At 69.8% G+C, this 18,976-nt stretch carries 22 protein-coding genes; 7 read left to right on the top strand and 15 right to left on the bottom strand.

The window, feature by feature from the left end; genetic code table 11:
- Positions 1–11: 11 nt before the first annotated feature.
- Positions 12–443, bottom strand: a complete 432-nt coding sequence (locus LI336_RS16120) for a hypothetical protein (protein WP_227134173.1) — start codon at positions 441–443, stop codon at positions 12–14.
- A 94-nt stretch (positions 444–537) separates the two neighbouring features.
- On the opposite strand from LI336_RS16120, the gene LI336_RS16115 reads away from it, so the two are divergent.
- On the top strand, positions 538–744 hold the full coding sequence (locus LI336_RS16115) for a hypothetical protein (RefSeq protein ID WP_227134172.1): 207 nt from the start codon (positions 538–540) through the stop codon (positions 742–744).
- A 59-nt stretch (positions 745–803) separates the two neighbouring features.
- The gene (locus LI336_RS16110) at positions 804–965 is read left to right on the top strand and encodes a hypothetical protein (RefSeq protein WP_227134171.1); all 162 of its coding nucleotides are present in this window, start codon (positions 804–806) and stop codon (positions 963–965) included.
- Between the two features lie 10 nt (positions 966–975).
- On the opposite strand, the gene LI336_RS16105 is transcribed toward LI336_RS16110, so the two are convergent.
- The 9 genes from LI336_RS16105 to LI336_RS16065 all read right to left on the bottom strand — a co-directional run bounded on the left by LI336_RS16105 (position 976) and on the right by LI336_RS16065 (position 10,747).
- A complete protein-coding gene (locus LI336_RS16105) occupies positions 976–1,581 on the bottom strand; it encodes a DUF7474 family protein (RefSeq protein WP_227134170.1) in 606 nt (201 codons plus the stop codon).
- 87 nt (positions 1,582–1,668) lie between these two features.
- Positions 1,669–3,069, bottom strand: a complete 1,401-nt coding sequence (locus tag LI336_RS16100; RefSeq protein ID WP_227134169.1) for an MFS transporter — start codon at positions 3,067–3,069, stop codon at positions 1,669–1,671.
- An 84-nt stretch (positions 3,070–3,153) separates the two neighbouring features.
- Positions 3,154–4,293, bottom strand: coding sequence for a 3-oxoacyl-[acyl-carrier-protein] synthase III C-terminal domain-containing protein (locus LI336_RS16095; protein ID WP_227134168.1), 1,140 nt, complete (start codon positions 4,291–4,293; stop codon positions 3,154–3,156).
- The gene (locus tag LI336_RS16090) at positions 4,286–5,683 is read right to left on the bottom strand and encodes a branched-chain amino acid ABC transporter permease (protein ID WP_438267293.1); all 1,398 of its coding nucleotides are present in this window, start codon (positions 5,681–5,683) and stop codon (positions 4,286–4,288) included. The genes LI336_RS16095 and LI336_RS16090 overlap by 8 nt, the downstream gene beginning before the upstream one ends.
- Before the next feature lie 151 nt (positions 5,684–5,834).
- A complete protein-coding gene (locus LI336_RS16085) occupies positions 5,835–6,839 on the bottom strand; it encodes a branched-chain amino acid ABC transporter permease (protein WP_227134270.1) in 1,005 nt (334 codons plus the stop codon).
- A 62-nt stretch (positions 6,840–6,901) separates the two neighbouring features.
- Entirely contained in the window at positions 6,902–7,582 is a 681-nt protein-coding gene (locus LI336_RS16080; RefSeq protein WP_227134269.1) for an ABC transporter ATP-binding protein, read from the bottom strand.
- A gap of 86 nt (positions 7,583–7,668) precedes the next feature.
- Complete coding sequence (locus LI336_RS16075; protein ID WP_227134167.1) at positions 7,669–8,520, bottom strand: ABC transporter ATP-binding protein; 852 nt, start codon at positions 8,518–8,520, stop codon at positions 7,669–7,671.
- 4 nt (positions 8,521–8,524) lie between these two features.
- Positions 8,525–9,949, bottom strand: coding sequence for an ABC transporter substrate-binding protein (locus LI336_RS16070; RefSeq protein ID WP_438267290.1), 1,425 nt, complete (start codon positions 9,947–9,949; stop codon positions 8,525–8,527).
- A 93-nt stretch (positions 9,950–10,042) separates the two neighbouring features.
- Positions 10,043–10,747, bottom strand: coding sequence for a helix-turn-helix domain-containing protein (locus LI336_RS16065; RefSeq protein WP_227134165.1), 705 nt, complete (start codon positions 10,745–10,747; stop codon positions 10,043–10,045).
- Between the two features lie 185 nt (positions 10,748–10,932).
- Between LI336_RS16065 and LI336_RS16060 the strand changes: the two genes are divergently transcribed.
- Entirely contained in the window at positions 10,933–11,799 is an 867-nt protein-coding gene (locus tag LI336_RS16060; RefSeq protein ID WP_227134164.1) for a DUF429 domain-containing protein, read from the top strand.
- 4 nt (positions 11,800–11,803) lie between these two features.
- Here LI336_RS16060 and LI336_RS16055 read toward each other — a convergent pair whose 3' ends face one another.
- A complete protein-coding gene (locus tag LI336_RS16055; protein ID WP_227134163.1) occupies positions 11,804–13,450 on the bottom strand; it encodes an AMP-binding protein in 1,647 nt (548 codons plus the stop codon).
- Positions 13,447–14,295 carry an alpha/beta fold hydrolase gene (locus LI336_RS16050; RefSeq protein ID WP_227134162.1) on the bottom strand — a complete coding sequence of 283 codons (849 nt, stop codon included), beginning with the start codon at positions 14,293–14,295 and terminating at the stop codon, positions 13,447–13,449. The genes LI336_RS16055 and LI336_RS16050 overlap by 4 nt, the downstream gene beginning before the upstream one ends.
- An 88-nt stretch (positions 14,296–14,383) precedes the next feature.
- Between LI336_RS16050 and LI336_RS16045 the strand changes: the two genes are divergently transcribed.
- The gene (locus LI336_RS16045; RefSeq protein ID WP_227134161.1) at positions 14,384–14,848 is read left to right on the top strand and encodes a MaoC family dehydratase; all 465 of its coding nucleotides are present in this window, start codon (positions 14,384–14,386) and stop codon (positions 14,846–14,848) included.
- Positions 14,849–15,332: 484 nt separating this feature from the next.
- Here the strand turns inward: LI336_RS16045 and LI336_RS16040 are convergent, their stop codons facing one another.
- Positions 15,333–16,013: a class I SAM-dependent methyltransferase gene (locus LI336_RS16040; protein ID WP_227134160.1), complete on the bottom strand. Its 681-nt coding sequence runs from the start codon at positions 16,011–16,013 to the stop codon at positions 15,333–15,335.
- A gap of 153 nt (positions 16,014–16,166) precedes the next feature.
- Between LI336_RS16040 and LI336_RS16035 the strand changes: the two genes are divergently transcribed.
- The 3 genes from LI336_RS16035 to LI336_RS16025 all read left to right on the top strand — a co-directional run bounded on the left by LI336_RS16035 (position 16,167) and on the right by LI336_RS16025 (position 17,824).
- Positions 16,167–16,619, top strand: a complete 453-nt coding sequence (locus LI336_RS16035) for a DUF2391 family protein (RefSeq protein ID WP_227134159.1) — start codon at positions 16,167–16,169, stop codon at positions 16,617–16,619.
- 77 nt (positions 16,620–16,696) lie between these two features.
- Positions 16,697–17,275: a DUF7090 family protein gene (locus LI336_RS16030; RefSeq protein ID WP_227134158.1), complete on the top strand. Its 579-nt coding sequence runs from the start codon at positions 16,697–16,699 to the stop codon at positions 17,273–17,275.
- Between the two features lie 21 nt (positions 17,276–17,296).
- The gene (locus LI336_RS16025; RefSeq protein ID WP_227134157.1) at positions 17,297–17,824 is read left to right on the top strand and encodes a nucleoside triphosphate pyrophosphohydrolase; all 528 of its coding nucleotides are present in this window, start codon (positions 17,297–17,299) and stop codon (positions 17,822–17,824) included.
- Between the two features lie 212 nt (positions 17,825–18,036).
- On the opposite strand, the gene LI336_RS16020 is transcribed toward LI336_RS16025, so the two are convergent.
- Complete coding sequence (locus LI336_RS16020; RefSeq protein ID WP_227134156.1) at positions 18,037–18,867, bottom strand: DUF7089 family protein; 831 nt, start codon at positions 18,865–18,867, stop codon at positions 18,037–18,039.
- Between the two features lie 5 nt (positions 18,868–18,872).
- Positions 18,873–18,962, bottom strand: coding sequence for a hypothetical protein (locus LI336_RS20520; protein ID WP_438267289.1), 90 nt, complete (start codon positions 18,960–18,962; stop codon positions 18,873–18,875).
- Positions 18,963–18,976 lie beyond the last annotated feature (14 nt).

Raw genomic sequence — 18,976 nt, 5'->3', positions numbered from 1 at the left:
GTAGCGTCGGCTCAATCCTCGGCCGCCCAGGTCGCGCGTTCGGCGGCGGTGTAGCCGCCGACGCCGGAGGCGAGCGAGCCGATTGCGCCGAAGGTGACGAGCGCGACGACGAGGTCGTCGATGGGGGCGAGTGCACCCATCGCGGCGCCGGTGGCGAGGAGGATGGCCGCGCTCGCAGCGGCGGCGAGTGCGGCACGGCCGTAGTCCTGGAACATGACGGCGACGCCGGCGAAGTAGCCGACGGCGGCCGCGACGAGGGCGCCGACGACGAACACGACGACCGCGTACTCACCCGTCGAGAGCAGTATGGCGAGTTGGCAGCCGAGGCCGAGCACGACCCACAGCCCGCCCCGCCGGACGGCGAAGCGGGCGACTGCGGCGTACGTCGGCGTGGACGGCCACTCCGGGTTCGACCACGCGCGCAGCGACTGGAGCGCGGACATGGTGCTCGCTATTCGTGGTAGCGACAAGAAACATGTACTTCGTCGCGGTGGCGCGTTCCCAACTACTAAATCACTCGTGCATGTTCGTCGACATATGGACGACGCACTGGGCAGAGCGGGCCTCCTCGCCGCGGTGGTCGGGAACACGCTCGTGCTGCACGACCCGATAGTCGCCGTCCTGGGCGAAGCAGAGCTCTCCCTCGCGAGCGGCCTGCTCGTGCTCGCCGGGACCGCCGCTTTCGCGCTCGCGTGGGTACGGGACGCGAAGTCGGCTGACTCGACCGGAGGCTCGAACGCGTAACCGAGGACGACGTCCCCGGGCCCTACCTGCCGCTCTGGCAGATCTCCGTGCTCATCGTCGTGACGTCGCTACTCACCCTGCTCGCCGTTCTCGCACTCGTCCAGTCCCCGGGGTACGCACTCGGGCTGTTCGGGAACCCGGCGTTCTACCTGTTCTTCGGGTTTTGCATGAGTTTCGCACTGGGTGGGTTCCTCTACGCGAACCGCGCGAACCTTCCCTGACCCCCGGACGTCACACGCGTCGGTCGATGACCGCCTTCGCCGCTTTCGCCTTCTCCTTCCACCCGTAGCCCTGCTCGTGGACGTGCCGCTTCGAGTCCACCAACTCTTCGGGCGACCCTTCCTCGAACCCGCCGCGCTGCCACGTCCCCGACTCGACGAGCCAGTCGACGACCTTCTCCCTCGTCTCCTCCCACGTGAGCCCGATCATCTCGTAGTACGCGACCATCGCGAACACGCTGTTGTCGTGCGCGCCCGGCACCGACCCTTCCTCGTAGATGGTCTTCACGGGGTCGTGGGGCGGGTGCGCGAGGCGCTCGCGGTACTCGTCGGGCGTGACGAGTTCGAGGACCTCGCGACCGCTCTCGTCGGTCGTCTCGTCGACGCGTCGCGTCGCCCGGAGCTCCTGGAACGCCGCCTGATGGAGCGAATCCCAGTCGCCGTGGGCCGCCGCGCGCAGTTCGTCCTCGGCCTTCGCGCCGTCCGCGAGCGCGCCGACGATGTCCGTGTACGCCTTCTCGACGTCGAACCACGGCGTGCCCGTGAACTTGCAGTCGAAGTCGTGGAGGTCGTTCGTGCTCCGACAGCCCGGACACGGGTACTTGAAGTAGCGCGCCACGCCGAACGAGTAGCGGCCGCTCGCTCATGAGCGTACCGCTCCACGACCGGCGTCGCGGGCGCCACGAGCGCGACCGCGGTCGCCCGGCTACGACGACGCGTCCGGCGCGGTGACGCGCCGGCGGGCGACGACGACGAGCGCCGGCACGAGGAGGATGGCGCCGGCGACGAACGGCGACCAGCGCGCGCCGAACTCGTACAGGCCCGCCATCACGGGCGGCCCGACGGTGCGGCCGAGGCTGCCCGCGCCCTGCGTGACTCCGAACGCCGACCCCTGGCGGTCGGCGCTCGCGCTCGTCGACACGAGCGCGCCCAGCGCCGCCGACAGCAGGCCGTTCCCGAGCGGTATCAGTGGCAGAAGGACGACGAGCGCGACGACCGCGGGCGCGAACCCGCCGACGGCGACGCCCGCGAGCCGGCCGACGTCCGGCGTGAACGGCAGGATGGCCGCGCCGACGGTGAGGATGCCGAGGCCGACGACCGCCATCTTCGCGTCGCCGATGCGACGCGAGACGCGCGGCACGAGCCCGCCCTGCACGACGACGCCGAGGACGCCGATGTACGTCAGGAACGCCGCCGCCTGCGGTTCCGCGAACCCGAACACGTCCGCGAGCCACGGGACGAACGCGACCGTCACGCCCGCGAACGCGACGTTCACGAGGAAGAACGCGACGACGAGCCCGCGGAGCGCGTCGTCCGCGAGCGCCTCGCGGAACTGCGAGACGAGCGTCGACGGCGCCGCCGGCGTCGTCGGCGCCGGCGCGTCCGGCGGGCTCGCTTCCGATGCGTCCTCGGCGTCCGGTTCGTCGCCGCCCTCGGGTGCGTCGGGGTCCTCGTAGATGCTCGCCGGGTCGGGGAGGTACCGCCACGCGACCGCGGCGCCCGCGAGGGAGAGGACGGCGGCGGCGAAGCTCGGCATCGAGAACCGCGTCACGGGCACGACCGCGGGGAGGACGTCCCTCGCTATCGCGAGGACCTCGGGGCTGGCGAGGACGCCGCCGAGCGCGGGCCCGATGATGAACCCGACGCTGAACGCCGCACCGAGCACGCCGAGCGCGCCCGCGCGGTCCGCAGGTGGCGTGATGTCCGCGACGTACGCCTGCGCGGTCGCGATGTTCCCGCCGGCCGCACCGGCGACGATGCGCGCGAGGAACACCAGCCAGAGCGCGCCCGCGACGCCGAACACCGTCCACGCGACCGACCCCCCGATCAGGGAGATGACGATGACGGGCCGCCGCCCGTACTGGTCGCTGAGGCGGCCGAGGTACGGCGCGCTCGCGAACTGCGCGAGCGAGTACGACGCCGCCAGCAGCCCGATGAAGAGGTCGTTCGCGACGAACGACCGCACGTAGAACGGCAGGATGGGGATGACGATACCGAACCCCAGGAGGTCGAGGACGACGACGAACACCACGACCGCGAACGCGCGGCGCCGGCGCTTCGGGACCTCGGCGTCCGGCGTGCTCGCCGCCGCCGCAGGCGCGGACATGACCCGAATCGACTCACGGCGACGGCAAGAAGGTACCGCCACCGGCACGCGACGCGTGCGGTGTCCGCGACCCCGACGCGGCCCCTACCCGACCCACTCGAGCACGGTCGCCGCCCACGTGTAGCCGGTGCCAGCGGCGAGGAAGAGCACGACGTCGCCGCCGTCGAGCCGCGGCGGGTCCGCATGCAGGGCTTCCTCGACGGCGAGCGCCTGGTCGACGCTCTGGACGTGCCCGTACTCGTCGAGGTAGTAACTGGCAGTCGAGACGTCGACGCCGAGTTCGGACAGCAGGAGGTCGTGGAACGACCGCTTCATGTGCGTCACCGCGACGAAGTCCAGGTCCTCGCGGTCGTACCCGCTCTTCGCGAGCGCGTCGTCGGCGACGTCGAGGTAGTTCCGGAGGCTCACGTCGCCGAGCCGTTGTTTCATGCCGTCCGGGTCGGGGACGTCGAGCGTGTGCATCGGCTCCTCGGCCGAGACGGTCTCCGCGCTCGGCGGGTGCTTCGAGCCGCCAGCGGGCATCACGACGTCCATCGAGAACGACCCGTCGGTGACGGCGGCCGATTCGCGGACGACCGCGCGAGCGCGCTCGCTCGCCGGCAGTTCCGCACTCGCGGCCGCGGCGTCGCCGCCGTCGGTCGCGGTCCCGTCGCCGGCGTCTCGCGGGCGTTGCCCGCTCGACCGTTCCGCGTCGCTGCGCGACGCGTGTTCCACGACGTACGCGCTCGCGCCGCTCCCGAAGTTGAACATGAAGCTCGACCGCTCGTTCTCGTAGTCCACGAGGTCCTCCTCACGGCTCGCCGCGACCAGGAGCGCGCGGTCGACGTCGCCGGCGCGGATCTGGGCGGCGACCTGCCGGAGCGCGATGGGCGCGCCCGCGCAGAGCGTGTAGCTCTCGGTCGCGTACGCCCCGTCGGCACCGATGCGCTCGGCGATGTTCGCGGCCGCGGACCACACGACGTGGTCCTTGTACTCGCTCCCGTGGTAGAGCACGAGGTCGAGACTGGCGGGGTCGAGGTCGGCGTCGTCGAGCGCGTCGCGAGCGGCCTTCGCGCTCATGTCGGTCGCGTGGTCGTCGTCGCTCGGACACACGCGCTTCTCGCGCACGCCCATCTTCTCCACGACGACGTCCTCCGGGACGCCCGACGCGGTCGCGATCTCCTCGCCCGTGACGACGATGCTCGGCACGTACGTCCCGAAGCCGGTGAGGCAGACCTCAGTCATCGTCACCCTCGGCGTCAGCGCTCCCGGTGGACTTCGACCCGGTCGGGGCAGCGCCGTTCGCCCAGCGCTTGATGCGCGCCGCGGTCTGCCCGGCGACGGTCCCACCCATCCGGACGCGGATGGTGCCGAGCAGGCCGTTCGGGACGTACAGCACGAACAGGACGAACACGAGCCCGACGTAGAGCTCCGCGTGCCCGTTCAGGAACGTGTCGACGCCCTCGCCGACGGTGACGCCGCCGACCGTCTCCGTCGTCATCGTGCCCTCGCCGAGCGTGCGTTCGAGCCACGGCAGCAGGCCGCCGCCGCTCCCGGACTTCGACAGGAACTCCTCGATACTGATGTGGAACAGCCGCCCGAATATCGGGCCCGCCAGGGTGCCGAACCCGCCGATGACGGCGGCGAGCAGGGCGTCCCCGGCGACGAGGAAGTACAGCGAGTTCTCCGGGCTCACCGACCGCCGGAAGCCCGCGAACAGGCCGCCGGCGATGGCGCCGAAGAACGCGCTCATCGCGAACGCCGCGAGCTTCACCTTGTACACGTCGTACCCGATGGCGCGAGCGCGCTCCTCGTTCTCCCGGATCGCGATCATCACGCGACCGAACGGCGAGTGGATGATGCGCTGCATCGCCGCGTACCCGAGGACGGCGACGAGGCCGACCATGTAGTACGACACCTCGGTGCCGCCGAGGTCGACGGTGACGTCGATGAACCCGAGGAAGTCGAACCCGAGCTTCGCCATGTCCAGGCCGTACAGCACCGAGTCGCCCTGGAGCTGGCCGATCTGGAGGTTCAGCGCGTCGACGAACGGCACGCCGATCTCGAACCCTTCCGGATGCGAGAGGACGGCGACGCCGTCCCGTGGGTTCTCGCCGACGAAGTCCCAGGACGCGAACAGCACGTACAGGATCTGACTGAACCCGAGCGTGATCATCGCGAAGTACACGCCGGACAGCCGGAACGAGACGAGCCCCAGGAGGACCGCGAGCACGGCCGCGGCGATCGCCATGACGAGTATCGTCACCATGAACGGGGTCTGACTCCCCAGGAGCGGTATCTTCCCGTTCGCGACGAGGATGACGCCGTACGCGCCGACGCCGTAGAACGCCGCGTGCCCGAACGACAGGTACCCGGTGTACCCGGAGATGAAGTCGAAGCTCGCGGCGAACAGCCCGAAGTAGAAGATGGCGACCATCGTCTCCACCCTGGGAAGGACGGCGACGAACGTCTCCGCCCAGTACTCGGGTGCGCCCGAGAGCACGGGGACGACGTTGAACGTCGCGGGGTTCGTGAAGAACGCGTGCACGAACGGGTAGACCGCGAGGACGGCGAGGACGACCGCGTGCGCGGTCGACGAGCGCGCGTAGCGCGCGAACGCCGAGTCGCCACCCAGCAGGTTCGCGAGCGTCCCACCGAGGAGGCCGTGGCTCGTCGTCGACGGCGCACGCTCCGCGGGCGGTGTCTCGCCGCCGTCGGTCGCCACGGCCTCACTCGACGAGCCGGATTCCGTCGGCTTCGCATCGTCGTCGTCGGGCACAGAGGGGCTAATGGCCGCCCACCTCCTGGACGCCGTAGAGCCCGCGTGGTTTCACGATGAGGACGCCGACGAGGATGGCGAACACGACGACTTCGGGGAGCCAGGACATCGTGACGAGGACGTTCTGGAACCACCACGTCATCGTCGCGTCAGCGAGCCCGACGACGAGCGCCGCGACCACCGTGCCCTTGAACGTCCCGAGACCGCCGACGATGACGACGACGAACGCCGGCAGGAGCGCTTCCGCGCCGACCGTGACGCTCGCCCCCCAGCCGGGGTCCCACATGAGGAGCGCGCCCGCGACGCCGGTGAGGCCGGCGCCGATACCGAACACGACCGTGAACACCCGGCGGACGTCGACGCCGAGCGCTTCAGCCATCTCCGCGTCCTCGCTGCCCGCGCGGATGAACAGCCCGTACCGCGTCCGCGTGAGGAACAGCCAGACCGCGCCGATGACGACCACGCCGAGGAAGATCTCGAAGAGGTCCATCCCCTCGAACGTGAGCCCGAGGAACTCGTGGTTCTCGCGGAACCAGTCCGGTCGCGTGCCGAGGGCCTCCTGCCACGCGCTCCGGGGCTGGAGGCCGTAGAAGTCCACGACCATCCGGACGACCTCGTCGATGACGAGCGTCAACCCGAACGTGAGCAGGATCTGGTAGAGCGGCGGCCGGTCGTACAGCGGCCGGATGAGCTTCGTCTCGATGGCGCCACCAAGGGCGGCGACCGCCGCGAACGCCACGACGACCGCGACGAAGAACAGCGCGATGCGCGTGACGATGCCGTCGCCGCTGCTCGCGACGAGCACCATCGCCAGCCCCGCGACGTACGCGCCGACGATCGTGAACGACCCGTGCGCGAAGTTCAGCACGCCCATCAACCCGAAGATGAGCGTGAGGCCGACCGCGATGAGCGCGAACACCGCCGCCTTCGCGAGGCCGTCGACGAGCACGCCCGCGAGGTTCGACGGCGACAGGAACTCGACGAAGTCCCCGACGACGCTCGCGACCGGCACCGTACCGGCGGCGTCGACCGCCGCGGCGACGAACGCCTGCACGACGAGCGCGAACTCGAGAGTCACGCCAGGTACCTCCGGATGCGTTCGTCGTCGGCAGTCACGCCCTCCGTACTCCCGGACTCGACGACGCGGCCGTTGTCGACGAGGTAGAAGCGGTCCGCGAGGTCCATCGCGAGCGGGAAGTTCTGCTCGACGAGCAACAGGGACGCCTCGTCGCTGACGCGCTCCAGGGCGTCCGCGACCGTCTGCACGATCTGCGGTGCGAGGCCCTCGCTCGGTTCGTCCACGAGCAGGAGGTCGTTCTCGCCGACGAGACCGCGCGCGATGGCGACCATCTGCTGTTGGCCGCCAGAGAGGTCGCCCGCCTTCCGGTTCCGGTGCTCGCGGAGTTCCGGGAACGTCTTGAGCGCGCTCTCGAGCTTCTCGTCCACTCGGTTCGCGTCCTTCACCGCGACGCCGATGTTCTCCGCGACCGTCAGCTCCTCGAACATCCGGCGGTCCTCGGGGATCCACCCGACGCCGCGATGCGCGAGCTCGTGGGTCGGCTCGCCCGTGACGTCCTCGCCGCGGAGCCGCACCGCGCCCTCGCGCGGCGGCGTCAACTGGAGGGCGGCGCGGAGCGTCGTCGTCTTCCCGACGCCGTTCCGTCCGATGAGCGCGACCGTCTCCCCGCGGTCGACCCGCAGCGAGACGCCCTCGAGGACGTGGCTCTCGCCGTAGTACGCGTGCACGTCCTCCATCTCGAGCAGCGGCGCGTCGACGCTCTCCGCCACGTCGGACGCGGTCGCGTCGCCGCCGCTGGTCGCCTCCCCAGCGTCGTCCGCGCTCATGCGACACCTCCGTCCGTCGCCGCTGCGTCCCCGTCGCCGTCGCCGGCGTCCTCGGTCGGCGAGTCGGCCGTCGCGGGGTCGTCGTCGCTCCCGTACCCGCCGAGGTACGCCTCGCGAACGCGCTCGTCCGCCCTGACCGCCTCGGGCTCGCCGTCCGCGATGAGCGCGCCGCGATGCAGGACCGTGATGCGGTCCGCGAGATCCATCACGACGTCCATGTTGTGCTCGACGAGCAGGACCGCGTGGTCCTGCGCGACGTCCCGGATGAGGTCGACGACCTCGTCGACGCTCTCGCTCGACACCCCAGCGGCGGGTTCGTCCAGCAAGAGGAGGTCCGGGTCGCCCGCGAGCGCGATGGCGAGTTCGAGGTGGCGTTTCTCGCCGTGACTCAGCGCCTGCGCGGGCCGGTCCGCGAGGTCGCCGAGCCCGACGCGGTCGAGGATGCGCGTCGTCTCCTCGTGGTATTCCTCGAAGCCGTCCGCGTGCCGCCAGAACCGATGCGTGTCCGACCCGTGCGCTTGCGCCGCGACACGCACGTTCTCCCGGACGGTGCTCGTCGGGAAGATATTCGTCACCTGGTACGACCGGTGGATGCCGGCCTGCGCGGTCTCGTGCGTGTCGAAGCCCGTGACGTCCACCCACTCGCCGTCGTCGCGGAACTCGACCGTCCCCGCGGACGGCGACAGCGACCCCGTCAGGAGGTTGAAGAACGTCGTCTTCCCCGCGCCGTTCGGGCCGATGAGCGCGACCGTCTCGCCAGTCGACAGCGAGTAGTCGACGTCGTCGACCGCCGTCACGCCACCGAAGTGCTTCTCGAGTCCCTGCGTCCGCAGTAATTCCTCGCCCATCGGCCTACAGCGAGCAATCCATGCCGCCACGCGGGATCGTCGTCAGGTCCTTGTCGACGCGGGCGACCGGGTCGCTCGGCTGGATGCTCGCCCCCCAGTACTCCGACCACTCGTCGGTGGTCGGCTCCGGGTACGCGACCGTCATCTCCGAGCGCGCCTGGTTGTTGTACTCCTGGAAGACGTACCCGTCCTCGCCCTTCGGCGTGTCCGTCACCGTCATCCCCGTCATCGCGTCGACGAGGTCCACGCCCTCCGTCGACCCCGACGCGTGCACCGCCTGGTGGAACGACGACGCCGCCGTGAACGTCCCCGACGTGAACAGGTCCGGGACCTTCCCGTACGCCGACGTGTACATGTCGACGAACGACGAGTTGATGTCGTTGTCGTACTGGTTCCAGTGATACCGCGTCGTGAACGGCCCGATCTCGGCGTCACGCATCCCCTGCGCGGAGAAGTCGTCGCCGAGCAGGTTCTCCAGCAGTCCGCCCAGGACCGAGTTCGTGATCTCGGTCGCGAACCCACCGAACACGCGCACGTCGTAGTTCGCCGCCGCCGTCAGGAAGTTCGGGAGCGTCGCGACCGTGAACCCGCCGACGACGCCCTGCGCGCCGGCGTCCACGGCCTGCTGGAACAACCCGTCGAACTCGTCGTAGCCCTGCGGGACGAACCGCTCGCCGACGATCTCGACGCCGTTGGTCTCCAGGACCTCCTTGTAGTTCTGGACGACCGCCCGCCCGAACGAGTAGTCCGCGCCCATCAGGAACACCTTCTCGACGTCCGTCTCCTCCGCGACGTACTTCCCACCGGAACGCGCATCCATCGCGGTGTTCTCGTTCGCGCGGAACACCTGCGGCGAGCACGTCTTCGAACTGGACGTGATGCTCGCGGACGCCGCCGGCCCAGCCATGTAGGGGATGTCGACCTCGTTCGTGTTGATGACCGTGTCGATGACGCGACCCGCCGCCGCCGAGCTCGCACAGCCGAACAGCGCGTCGACCTCGTCGTCCTGCGCGAGGTTCGTCGCGATCGTCTGGGCCTTGTCCGCGGAGAACTCCGTGTCGCGGAACACGAGCTCCCACGTCACGTCGCCGTCCTCGATGGTCTCCGTTCCCTCCGACACCCCGGTCAGCGGGTCGGTGTCGGTCTTGTACGCGAGCCCGGAGAGGAACCCCCAGATCCCCTGCATCCCGTAGTACTGGAGGTCGCCACTCATCGGCTGCATCACGCCGACCTTCACGGTGCCGCTCGCGGAGACGTCCGCCTGCGTCGTCGTCTGACTCGTCGTCGACCCGCCACCGCCGCCGTCGCCACCGTCGCCGTCGGTCTCCGTCTCGGTTCCGTTCCCCGTGGTACACCCGGCGGCGCCCCCGATGCCCGCCGCGGCGATGGCTCCCAGCATCTTCCTTCGTGACACGTGTACGCGACTCATGACACTACTGGCAGATGCTCGCATCCCGCAAGAACTGCCACGTTAATGTGTTAACGTTGACCGCGGAACCCCGCGCTGACGGCAGTCGACCGCTCAGTCGTCGAGCTCGGAGAGCGCGTCGACGACGCGCTCGACCATCTTCCGTTCGCCGCGCCGGAGGTTCTTCGAGACCGCGGGCTTGGAGACGTCGAACTCGTCGGCGAGGTCCCCGAGGTTCGTCTGCCGTGGACTCTCGAAGTACCCGCCGCTGGCTGCGGACTCCAGCGTCTGGCGTTCGACGTCGGAGAGCTCGCGGCAGCCGTCGACGAGCGTCATCGCCGCCGCCGCGTTCTGCACGACGTCGTTCATCTGCGGTAAGGTCACCTCGTCGCGTTCGACGACGTCGAACTCGTTGTCGCGCTCGAGTTCGCTGAGCGTGCCGTCGGCCTTCGACGCCTGATCGAACCCGACGTGCCACGTCTCCGAGCCGTCGGCGATGTAGAACGGGCCCGTGATGTAGCCGTCGTTGTCGCGGATGGTGCCCATCGCGTCGGTCTCCCCCATCACGGTCTTGAGGTGCGCGACGCCCTCCTGTTTCGCGAGGAGGTCGACGTCGTGCATGTTGTCGTGCGACTGGAGCGCCGACAGCCCGTTGTCGAGCGCGCCACGGTCGGGGCTCTCGACGACCATCCGACACTCGAGTTCCTCCGCGACCGGATGGAACTCCCAGTGGGCGGCCGCGAACTCGACGTCGTGGTCGGCGGTCGTGTCGATGAACGGGCAGTCGTACTGCTCCATGTCCATCGCGAGGTCGATCATAGTTCGTGTGGTACCGTTACACAAACATCCACGTGTTCGTTCATAAGCGTTTTCTTCCACCAGGCCGGGAAAACCGGCAACCGACGCGCTCTTGCTTTCGTTTCCATGGTTCGTCGGCCGCGTCCATCTGGTCGCACCCCGACGAGGTCCCCAACCTTATCGCATCACTCTCCCAACCCCCGACCATGTCAGCCGAACACGTCGCCGTCGGCGTCGACGCCACCCCCGACGGCTGGGTCGCCGTCCGCTACCACGACCGCGACTACCACAGCGTCCACCGCTACCCCGACCACCCGGGCGACGAGAACGCCGGCCGCGCGAACGACGAGGAGACCGACGACGCGAACGACGAGGAGACCGACGACCCCGCCGCGTTCGCGCGCCTCTGGCGCGACCACGACGACGCCGACTACCTCCTCGTCGACGTCCCCATCGGCCTCCCCGCCGACGACCCCGCGAGAGCGCCGGAGCGCGAGGCCCGCGACATCCTCGGACAGCGGTCCTCGAGCGTGTTCAACGTCCCCATCCGCGACGTCCTCTACGTCGACGACTACGGGACGGCGAACGACCGACAGCGCGGGGCGACCGGGAAGGGACTGATGCGCCAGACGTTCAACATCACGCCCCGCATCCGCGAGGTCGACCGCGTCCTCGGCGCCGACCACGGCGTCACCGTCGACGCCACCCAGGACGTGATACGCGAAGCGCACCCCGAGGTCTGCTTCTGGGCGCTCGGCGACGGCAACACCCCGATGCTGTACTCCAAGACCGGCCAGCCCGCGGCCGCCCACTGGGAGCGCGTCGGCGTCCTCGCCACCGCCCACGACGACCCCGACGCCTTCCACGACGCGCTCGCCGACGCCGGCCGCGAACTCGTCGACTGGAACGACCCCCAGCTCTCGAACGACGACCTGCTGGACGCGTTCGCGCTCGCCGTCACCGCCAGCCCCCTCACGGGCGACCTGCGGACGCTCCCCGAAGCCCCCGACGTCGACGAGATGGGCTTGCGGATGGAGATGGTGTACGCGCCGCCGACGCGGAACACGGCGTGAGTTCTCACTCGCCGTCGCCGAACCGTGCCTCGACGGCGCCCCGGTCGATCTTCGACGGCCCGCTCGTCGGCATCTCGTCGACGAACGCGAGGTGCTTGGGTATCTTGAAGCGTGCGAGCTTCCCGTCGCAGAACGCCTCGAGGTCCGCGAGCGACAGGGACTCGTCGCCGACGACGACCGCCTTCCCGACCTCGCCCCACGTGTCGTCGCTGACCGGCACGACGACGACGTCGTCGACCTTCGCGTGCTGGCTGAGGACGTCCTCGACCTCGGCAGGGTAGACGTTCTCGCCGCCGGACACGAACATCTCCTTCTTCCGGCCCTCGATGTGGACGTAGCCGGCCTCGTCGACGCGCGCCAGGTCGCCCGTCGACACCCACGCGCGAGCGTCGTCGTCGCCCGCGTCACCGTCGCCGTCGCGTGCACCGAACGTCTCCCGGGACTCCTCGGGTGCGTGCCAGTAGCGGTCGGCGGCGTGCGGGCTCGCGAGTTCGAGCTCGCCGACCTCGCCCTGCTCGCGTTCCTCGCCGTCGTCGTCGACGACGCGGGCGTCGACGTGCATCCCGGGAACGCCGACGCTATCGGCCTTCTCGTGGGACCAGCCGTCGGGCATCGCGAAGTTGTTCGGCCCGCACTCCGTGAGCCCGTAGCCCTGCGAGAGATCGACGCCACGCGACCACCATTCCTCCATCACCGACTGGCGGCACGGGCCGCCGCCGGACTTCGCGAACCGCAGGGTCGAGAGATCCGCCGACGCCCAGCCCTCGGCCTCGGTCATCATCCGCAGCACCGCCGGGACCGCCACGAGGACGGTCGCGTCGTCCTCGTCCACGAGCTCCAGGACCTGCTCGGCGTCGAACTCGCGAGCGATGACGATCTCCGCCCCCAGGTGGAAGAGGGGGAGCGTGAGGACGTTCCACCCGCCCGTGTGGAACATCGGGAACACCATCGGCGTCACGTCCTCCGGGCGGAGCCCCCACGCCGTGATGGTGTTGAACGAGTTCCACGCGATACCGCCGTGGGTGAGGACGGTTTCCTTCGGCGTCCCCGTCGACCCGCCAGTGTGGAGGAACATGTGCGCGTCCCGCATCGACAGGTCGGGGCCGTCGAACGCCGCGGCGTCGTCGGGGACCGCCTCCGCGAACGCGTCGTACCGCGAATCCCCGAGCCCCAGCACCGGGCCGTCGTAGCCACAGGCGTCGTGCGCGAGCGCCCCTGCAATCGCGTCGTCGAACGCCTCCTCCACCACGAGGAGGCTCGGCGCGACGTCGTCGAGCAGCTCCGCGAGCTCGCGCTCCGCGAGCCGATGGCTGAGCGGCGCGAGCACCCCGCCCGTCTTCCCCGTCGCGAAGAACAGGTCCACGAGTTCCGGGCGGTTCCGCGACACGACCGCGACGCGCCCGCCGACCGCGGCCTCGCCCACGTCCCCCCCGGCCGGTGCCGGTTCCGCCGAAGGCGAGTCCTTCGAGACGCCGTGGTCGTCGAGGAGGCGTGCCGTCGCGTTCGCGCGCTCGTCCAGCTCCCGGTACGTGTACGCCTCGCCCGTCGTCGCGTCCTGCAACCCGACCGCGTCCGGCGACAGCTGCCGTCGGCGCGCACTCCAGTCGCCGACCCACTGGTACGGTCGCGACCCGTGCCCGTGCACCGTCATGCGTCCGCGTCCGGTGCTTCGGTCGTCCCGTCGTCCCCTTCGACCGCCGCGACGTGCTCGCGGACGTCCGCCGTCACCGCCTCCGGGTCCTCCACGAAGAACAGGTGCGCGCCGTCCTCGTACAGCTCCAGGCGGCTGTCGGGCAGTCGCTCGTGCAAGCGCTCGGCGTTCGCCACCGGCAGCACGCGGTCGCCGGTCCCATGCAGGACGAGGACCGGCACGTCGACGTCCGCGAGCCACGGCGTCGCGTCGAACGCCGCGACCGCCGCCGCCTGCTGGTTCCGCGCGAACTCGCTCGCGTCCGAATCGAGCCGCCAGTCGACGATGTCCGCGATCACGTCCTGGTTCGCCGCCCAGAAGGACTCGCTCATCGCCGGCTCCATCTTGAACCGGATGGCTTCGCGCTCGTCCGCGTCCTCGGGCACGTCGAACATCCGCTCCTGGGTCGCCTCGGGCGTCGGTACCGCCACCTCGCCGCCCGGACTCGTGCACAGCAGCGAGAGCGATTCCGCACGGTCGTACTCGTGCACGTACCGCTGCGCGGTCATCCCACCCATGCTCGCACCGACGACGTGCACCGACTCGACGCCCTCCGCGTCGAGCACCGCCTCCAGGTCGCTCGCGAACGCCGCGATCGAGTACGCATCGGGTTCCTCGGGCGCCTCGCTCTCGCCCGTCCCACGGTTGTCGAACGCGATCGTCCGATACCCATCGAGGCGCTCGCGCTGGAACCGCCACATCCACCGCCCGTACCCGAGGCCCTCGCAGAACGCCACCACCGGCGCGCCAGGCGGCCCCGCGACGTCGTACGCGATCTCGAACCCGTCGTTCCGTACCCGTGGCATACCTCAGCAATCACCCACGACCACCCTGAATCTCCTGATTCACATGTTAACCCGACACGCTAATGACGCGTCAACGAAAGCGTCGTCCATGCCAGTCGCGTCCGTCGGCGACACCGCCGACGCCACCGAGACCATCACGAGAACCGACATCGAAGCGTACGCCGACCTCGTCGGCGACACCAACCCCATCCACGTCGACGACGACTACGCCCAGGACACGATGTTCGACGGCCGCGTCGCCCACGGCATGCTCTCCGCCGGCGTCCTCTCCGCCGCCCTCGCCGCCCTCGACGGCGACGTCGTCTACCTCTCCCAGGACCTCCAGTTCGAAGCGCCCGTCCGCCCCGACGAGACCGTCACCGCCCACGTCGAAGTCGTCGAAGACCTCGGGAACGACCAGCTCCGCGTCGACACCACCGTCACCACCCACACCGACACCCCCGACGAGACCACCGTCCTCTCCGGCGACGCCATCGTCATGAGCATCCCCCACGAGACGCCCGAATCCGGAGACGCCGACACAGAAGCCGGAACCGCCGCCTGCGACGACTAGTCCCCTTCTTGCTGTCCCCCGGAGAGCGGCGCGCTCGCGGTGAGTGCACTGGTCCGCTACCGCATCGCTATCCCACCACCACCGGTTCGGCGCGCGAGCCGCCTGCCGCGTCGAGCCAGCGGGCGAGACGCGGTGGGGCGACGCGTGCGAGGGACGCCGACCGAACGCAGTGAGGTCGGCGTCGGCTGGGGAGGACGAGGCGCGGTGCGGCGTGGCGCGGTGCGGGAGACATATGCACCGTGCGAGACTCGACCCACCCTGTCACCCACAGCACTCGATTCGAGCGGCGTCGTTCTCCGCACTCGATTCGAGCGGCGTCGTTCTCCGCACTCGATCCGCACGACGTCCTCGCTTGCTGTCGACGAGTTCGAGGAAGGAGTGCCAGTACGAAGCGGCGTCGACGACCTGAACGAGCGCGACCGCTACCGATTCGGGGCGCGGTACCGATTCAGGGCGCGGTACCGATTCAGGGCACGATACCGATTCAGGGCGCGATACCGACGGTCAGGAGCGTTCCGTACTCGCGGTAGCGTTCGACCATGTCCTCGCGCGTCTCCCAGTCGTCGGTCGGGAACGCGTCGGCGTCCGGAATCTCGATGTCGCGGTCCGGGATCGTGTCCTGTTCAGCGACGTACAGGCCCGCGTCGCGGAACGCCGCGCGGTACTCGTCGCGACTCCACCGCGTCATCTCGACGCTGATGTTGTCCTGCCAGCCGTGACTGTGCACGTTCTCCTCGTAGTAGTTCACCGCACAGTAGAACGACCCGCCCGGCTTCAGGACGCGCCGCACCTCCTCGAGGGTCTCGTGGGGGTTGCTCGCGTAGTAGAACGCCTCCATCGACCACACGTGGTCCACCGAGTCGTCCGCGAACGGGAGACTCCCGAAGTCACCGACGACGAACCCGACGTCGTCGTCCTCGGTGTACTCGCGCGCGTTCCGCGTCATCTCCGGCGACCCGTCAAGGCCGTACACGCGCCCCGCGTCGTCGGCTTCCTTCAACGCACGACCCGCGTACCCGCTCCCACAGCCGAGGTCGAGCACGACGTCCCCCGGCTCCACGGGCATCCGTGCCAGCGCGTGCTTCGCCGTATGCCAGTGTCGGTCTTCCATGCCCTTGTCGCGGCCATCCGCCGCCCACGCGTCGAACTCCTCGCGAACACTCATACCAGACGCCACACGACCCCGCATCAAAACCCGTTCGCTCCACGCTCCCCGGCCGGGCCGCGACCACGCGCCACCCACGGCCACGACCACGCGCCAGCGCCCGCGACGACCGAGCCCGCGGGTTTTTTCCCCACGCGAAGCGTCCGCTCGGGCATGGTCGGCCGACGGAAGCGGTACGCGCTCGCCGACACCGCCCAGCAGCTCGTCGGCGGCTTCCTGCTCGCCGGCCCGTTCGTCGTCACCGAAGAGGTCTGGGTGCTCGCCGCGAACATGACTATCTGGCACGCGCTCGTCACGGTCGCCATCGTATTCGGGATCGGCTACGGCGCCCTCTACAAGGCCGACGACGACCGCGACCCCGACCGCGAAGCCGAAGTCGGCGGCATCCCGCTACGCTTCCTCTCGCTCATGCTCGTCGCGTTCGGGTCCGTGAGCATCCTCGCGCTCGCGTTCGACGCCCCCACGACGTTCCTCGTCGGCGCCGACGCCATCCTCGGCGACCCCGACCCGCCGATGGCCGTCGTCGCCGAAGCCACGGGGAAGGCCGTCACCGTCGGCGCGATCTTCAGCGTCGTCGGCGCCGCCACCGCCGACAGCGTCTTCTAACCCCCCGAAATCGCTTGCTAGCGAACCGCAAGCAGGCACCCGAACGCCTAAGTCTGTCCCGCCGGTCCCAAACACCTATGGACTACACGCTCGCCGTAGACGGCACCGAGGACACCATTCCGGGTGGAACAGGCGTCCTCCTCGTCCATCCCTCTACGGGCGAAACCGACCGCATCGACACCGACTTCCTCCGCGACGACACCGACGCGTTCCTCGTCATCTCCACGCGCACCACCGCTCGCGAAGTCCGCCAGAAGCTCGACTACTACGACGTCGACGAGGACAAAGCCGTCATCCTCGACACTCTCAGCGTCGAACGCGGCTACAGTCGACGCTCCAGCGACAACGTCCACTACGTCTCCGCGCCCGACGACCTCGACGGCATCATCGAGCAGACCGAACGCTTCCTCGACAACCACGACGGGAAACTCCGCGTGAGCGTCGACTCCATCACCGAACTCGCGTACTACGCCGGCGAGGAACCCACCGAGGACGCAGTCGGTCGCCTGCTCGACCTGCTCGCCGAGTACGACGCCGTCGGCCTCTTCCATCTCTCCGACGAGGTCCACGACGACGCCATCGTCCAATCCTACCGCGACCGCTTCGACGTCGTCGTCGACCTCGACGTCGACGGGAACGTCGAGCTCACCGACTGACCTCCTACGCCTGCTTCCTCGATGCCCAACGACCCCCAGACCGATGGAACCGACGCCCGCGACGTTCAGACCGATGGAACCGACGCCCGCGACGTTCAGACCGATGGAACCGACGCCCGCAACGTTCAGACCGACGGAACCGACGCCCGCGAGCCCCAGAGCGAGGCGTACGTCGGTGCGTACGACAAGCTCGTCCGCGACGACATCCCCGCGGTCGTCCGCGCGGACGGGAACCACCCCGTGACGCGGCAGGTCGACGGCCGCGAGTACGAGCGCTACCTGGCCGGGAAGCTCCGCGAGGAAGCCGACGAACTCGCCGACGCCGTCACGAGCGAGATGACCGGTGTCGACGGCGACGAGCACGCAGCCATCGACCGCGACGAGCACACGCTCGACGAGCTCGCGGACGTCCACGCCGTCCTCGACGCACTCGTCTCGACCACCGACCACTCGATGCAGGACGTCGTTTCCCGCGCCCGCGAGAAAGCCACCGACCGCGGTGCGTTCGACGACGGCGTCGTCCTCGAACGCATCGACGCCGACGAGTGAGGAACGCGACGCCGGGCGCGGAGCCACGCCGGTCGATCCGCCAGCGCGTCACGCCCCTAGCGATCGCCAGCGCGTCACGCCCCTAGCGATCGCCAGCGCGTCACGCCTCTAGCGGTTCAGTCCGCCAGCGCGTCACGCCTCTAGCGGTTCAGTCCGCCAGCGCGTCACGCCTCTAGCGGTTCAGTCCGCCAGCGCGTCACGCCTCTAGCGGTTCAGTCCGCCAGCGCGTCGAACGTCTTCTCCGCCCACCGTACCGCGAACGGCGCGGCGCGCTCGCGGTACGCGTCCGTCGCGAGTGCTGCGAACGGCGACGGCACGTCGACGTCGTGCTTGAAGCCACTACACGCCAGTTCTGCCGCGTCCGCGAACTCCGTCTCGCCGCGCGCCACCTCCCGCGACAGCCCGTCGAGCCGGGATTCCAGACGCTCGCCCGCGTCCACCCACGCCTCGCCGAGCGTCGCACGCTCGTCCTCGGCGTCCACCCACGACGCGAACACGTCGCGCGTATGCAACCCCAGCCAGCCCTCGTAGAGCGCGTTCGCGAGCTGGTACGTCGCGTTCGGCCCGAGCGTCGTCGCCGCCGCCAGCTCGCGGTACGTCGACCCGAAGAACGGCAGGAAGTGCTCGGGTGCCGGCGTCGCAACGTCGTCGTCCGCACGCGCCCCCGGCGCCGTGACGCTCAGTTCGACGAGCGCCTCCGCGACGAGGAAGTCGACGAACGACGCCGGCGACCCCTCCACGCGCGGCTTCACGATCACGACCGGCGGCGACGTCTGCCGCGACCACACCACGCTCCCATCCCCCGGCATCCCGACCGTGAAATCCCCGCCCGCGAACCGACGGAGGAGCGCCGGCGCGTCGTCCGGCAGCCACTCTCCCGGGCACGATATCGGGTCGAGCGCGTCGACGAGCAATCCGAGGTCCTCCGCCTGCGCCGGCGGCAGCGTCTCGAAGTCACTCCCCGCGGCCACCACGACCGCCTCGGGCGCCCGCTCCTCGCGAACCAGCTCGACGGCCGGTGAGAGCTCGCGCGCAGAGAACATTCCAGTTACGTCGACAGCGTCATCGCCATCAACGAGAGCGCGAGCACGGCCGACACACCGACAGTCACGAGCACGATCTTCGTAGCGTCGCTCATGCACTGACCGTCCG

Source organism: Halorubellus salinus, assembly GCF_020567525.1.
Lineage (GTDB): Archaea > Halobacteriota > Halobacteria > Halobacteriales > Natrialbaceae > Halorubellus > Halorubellus salinus.
Note: the sequence above shows the minus strand (reverse complement) of the source record. Positions and strands in the feature narration are given on the sequence as shown.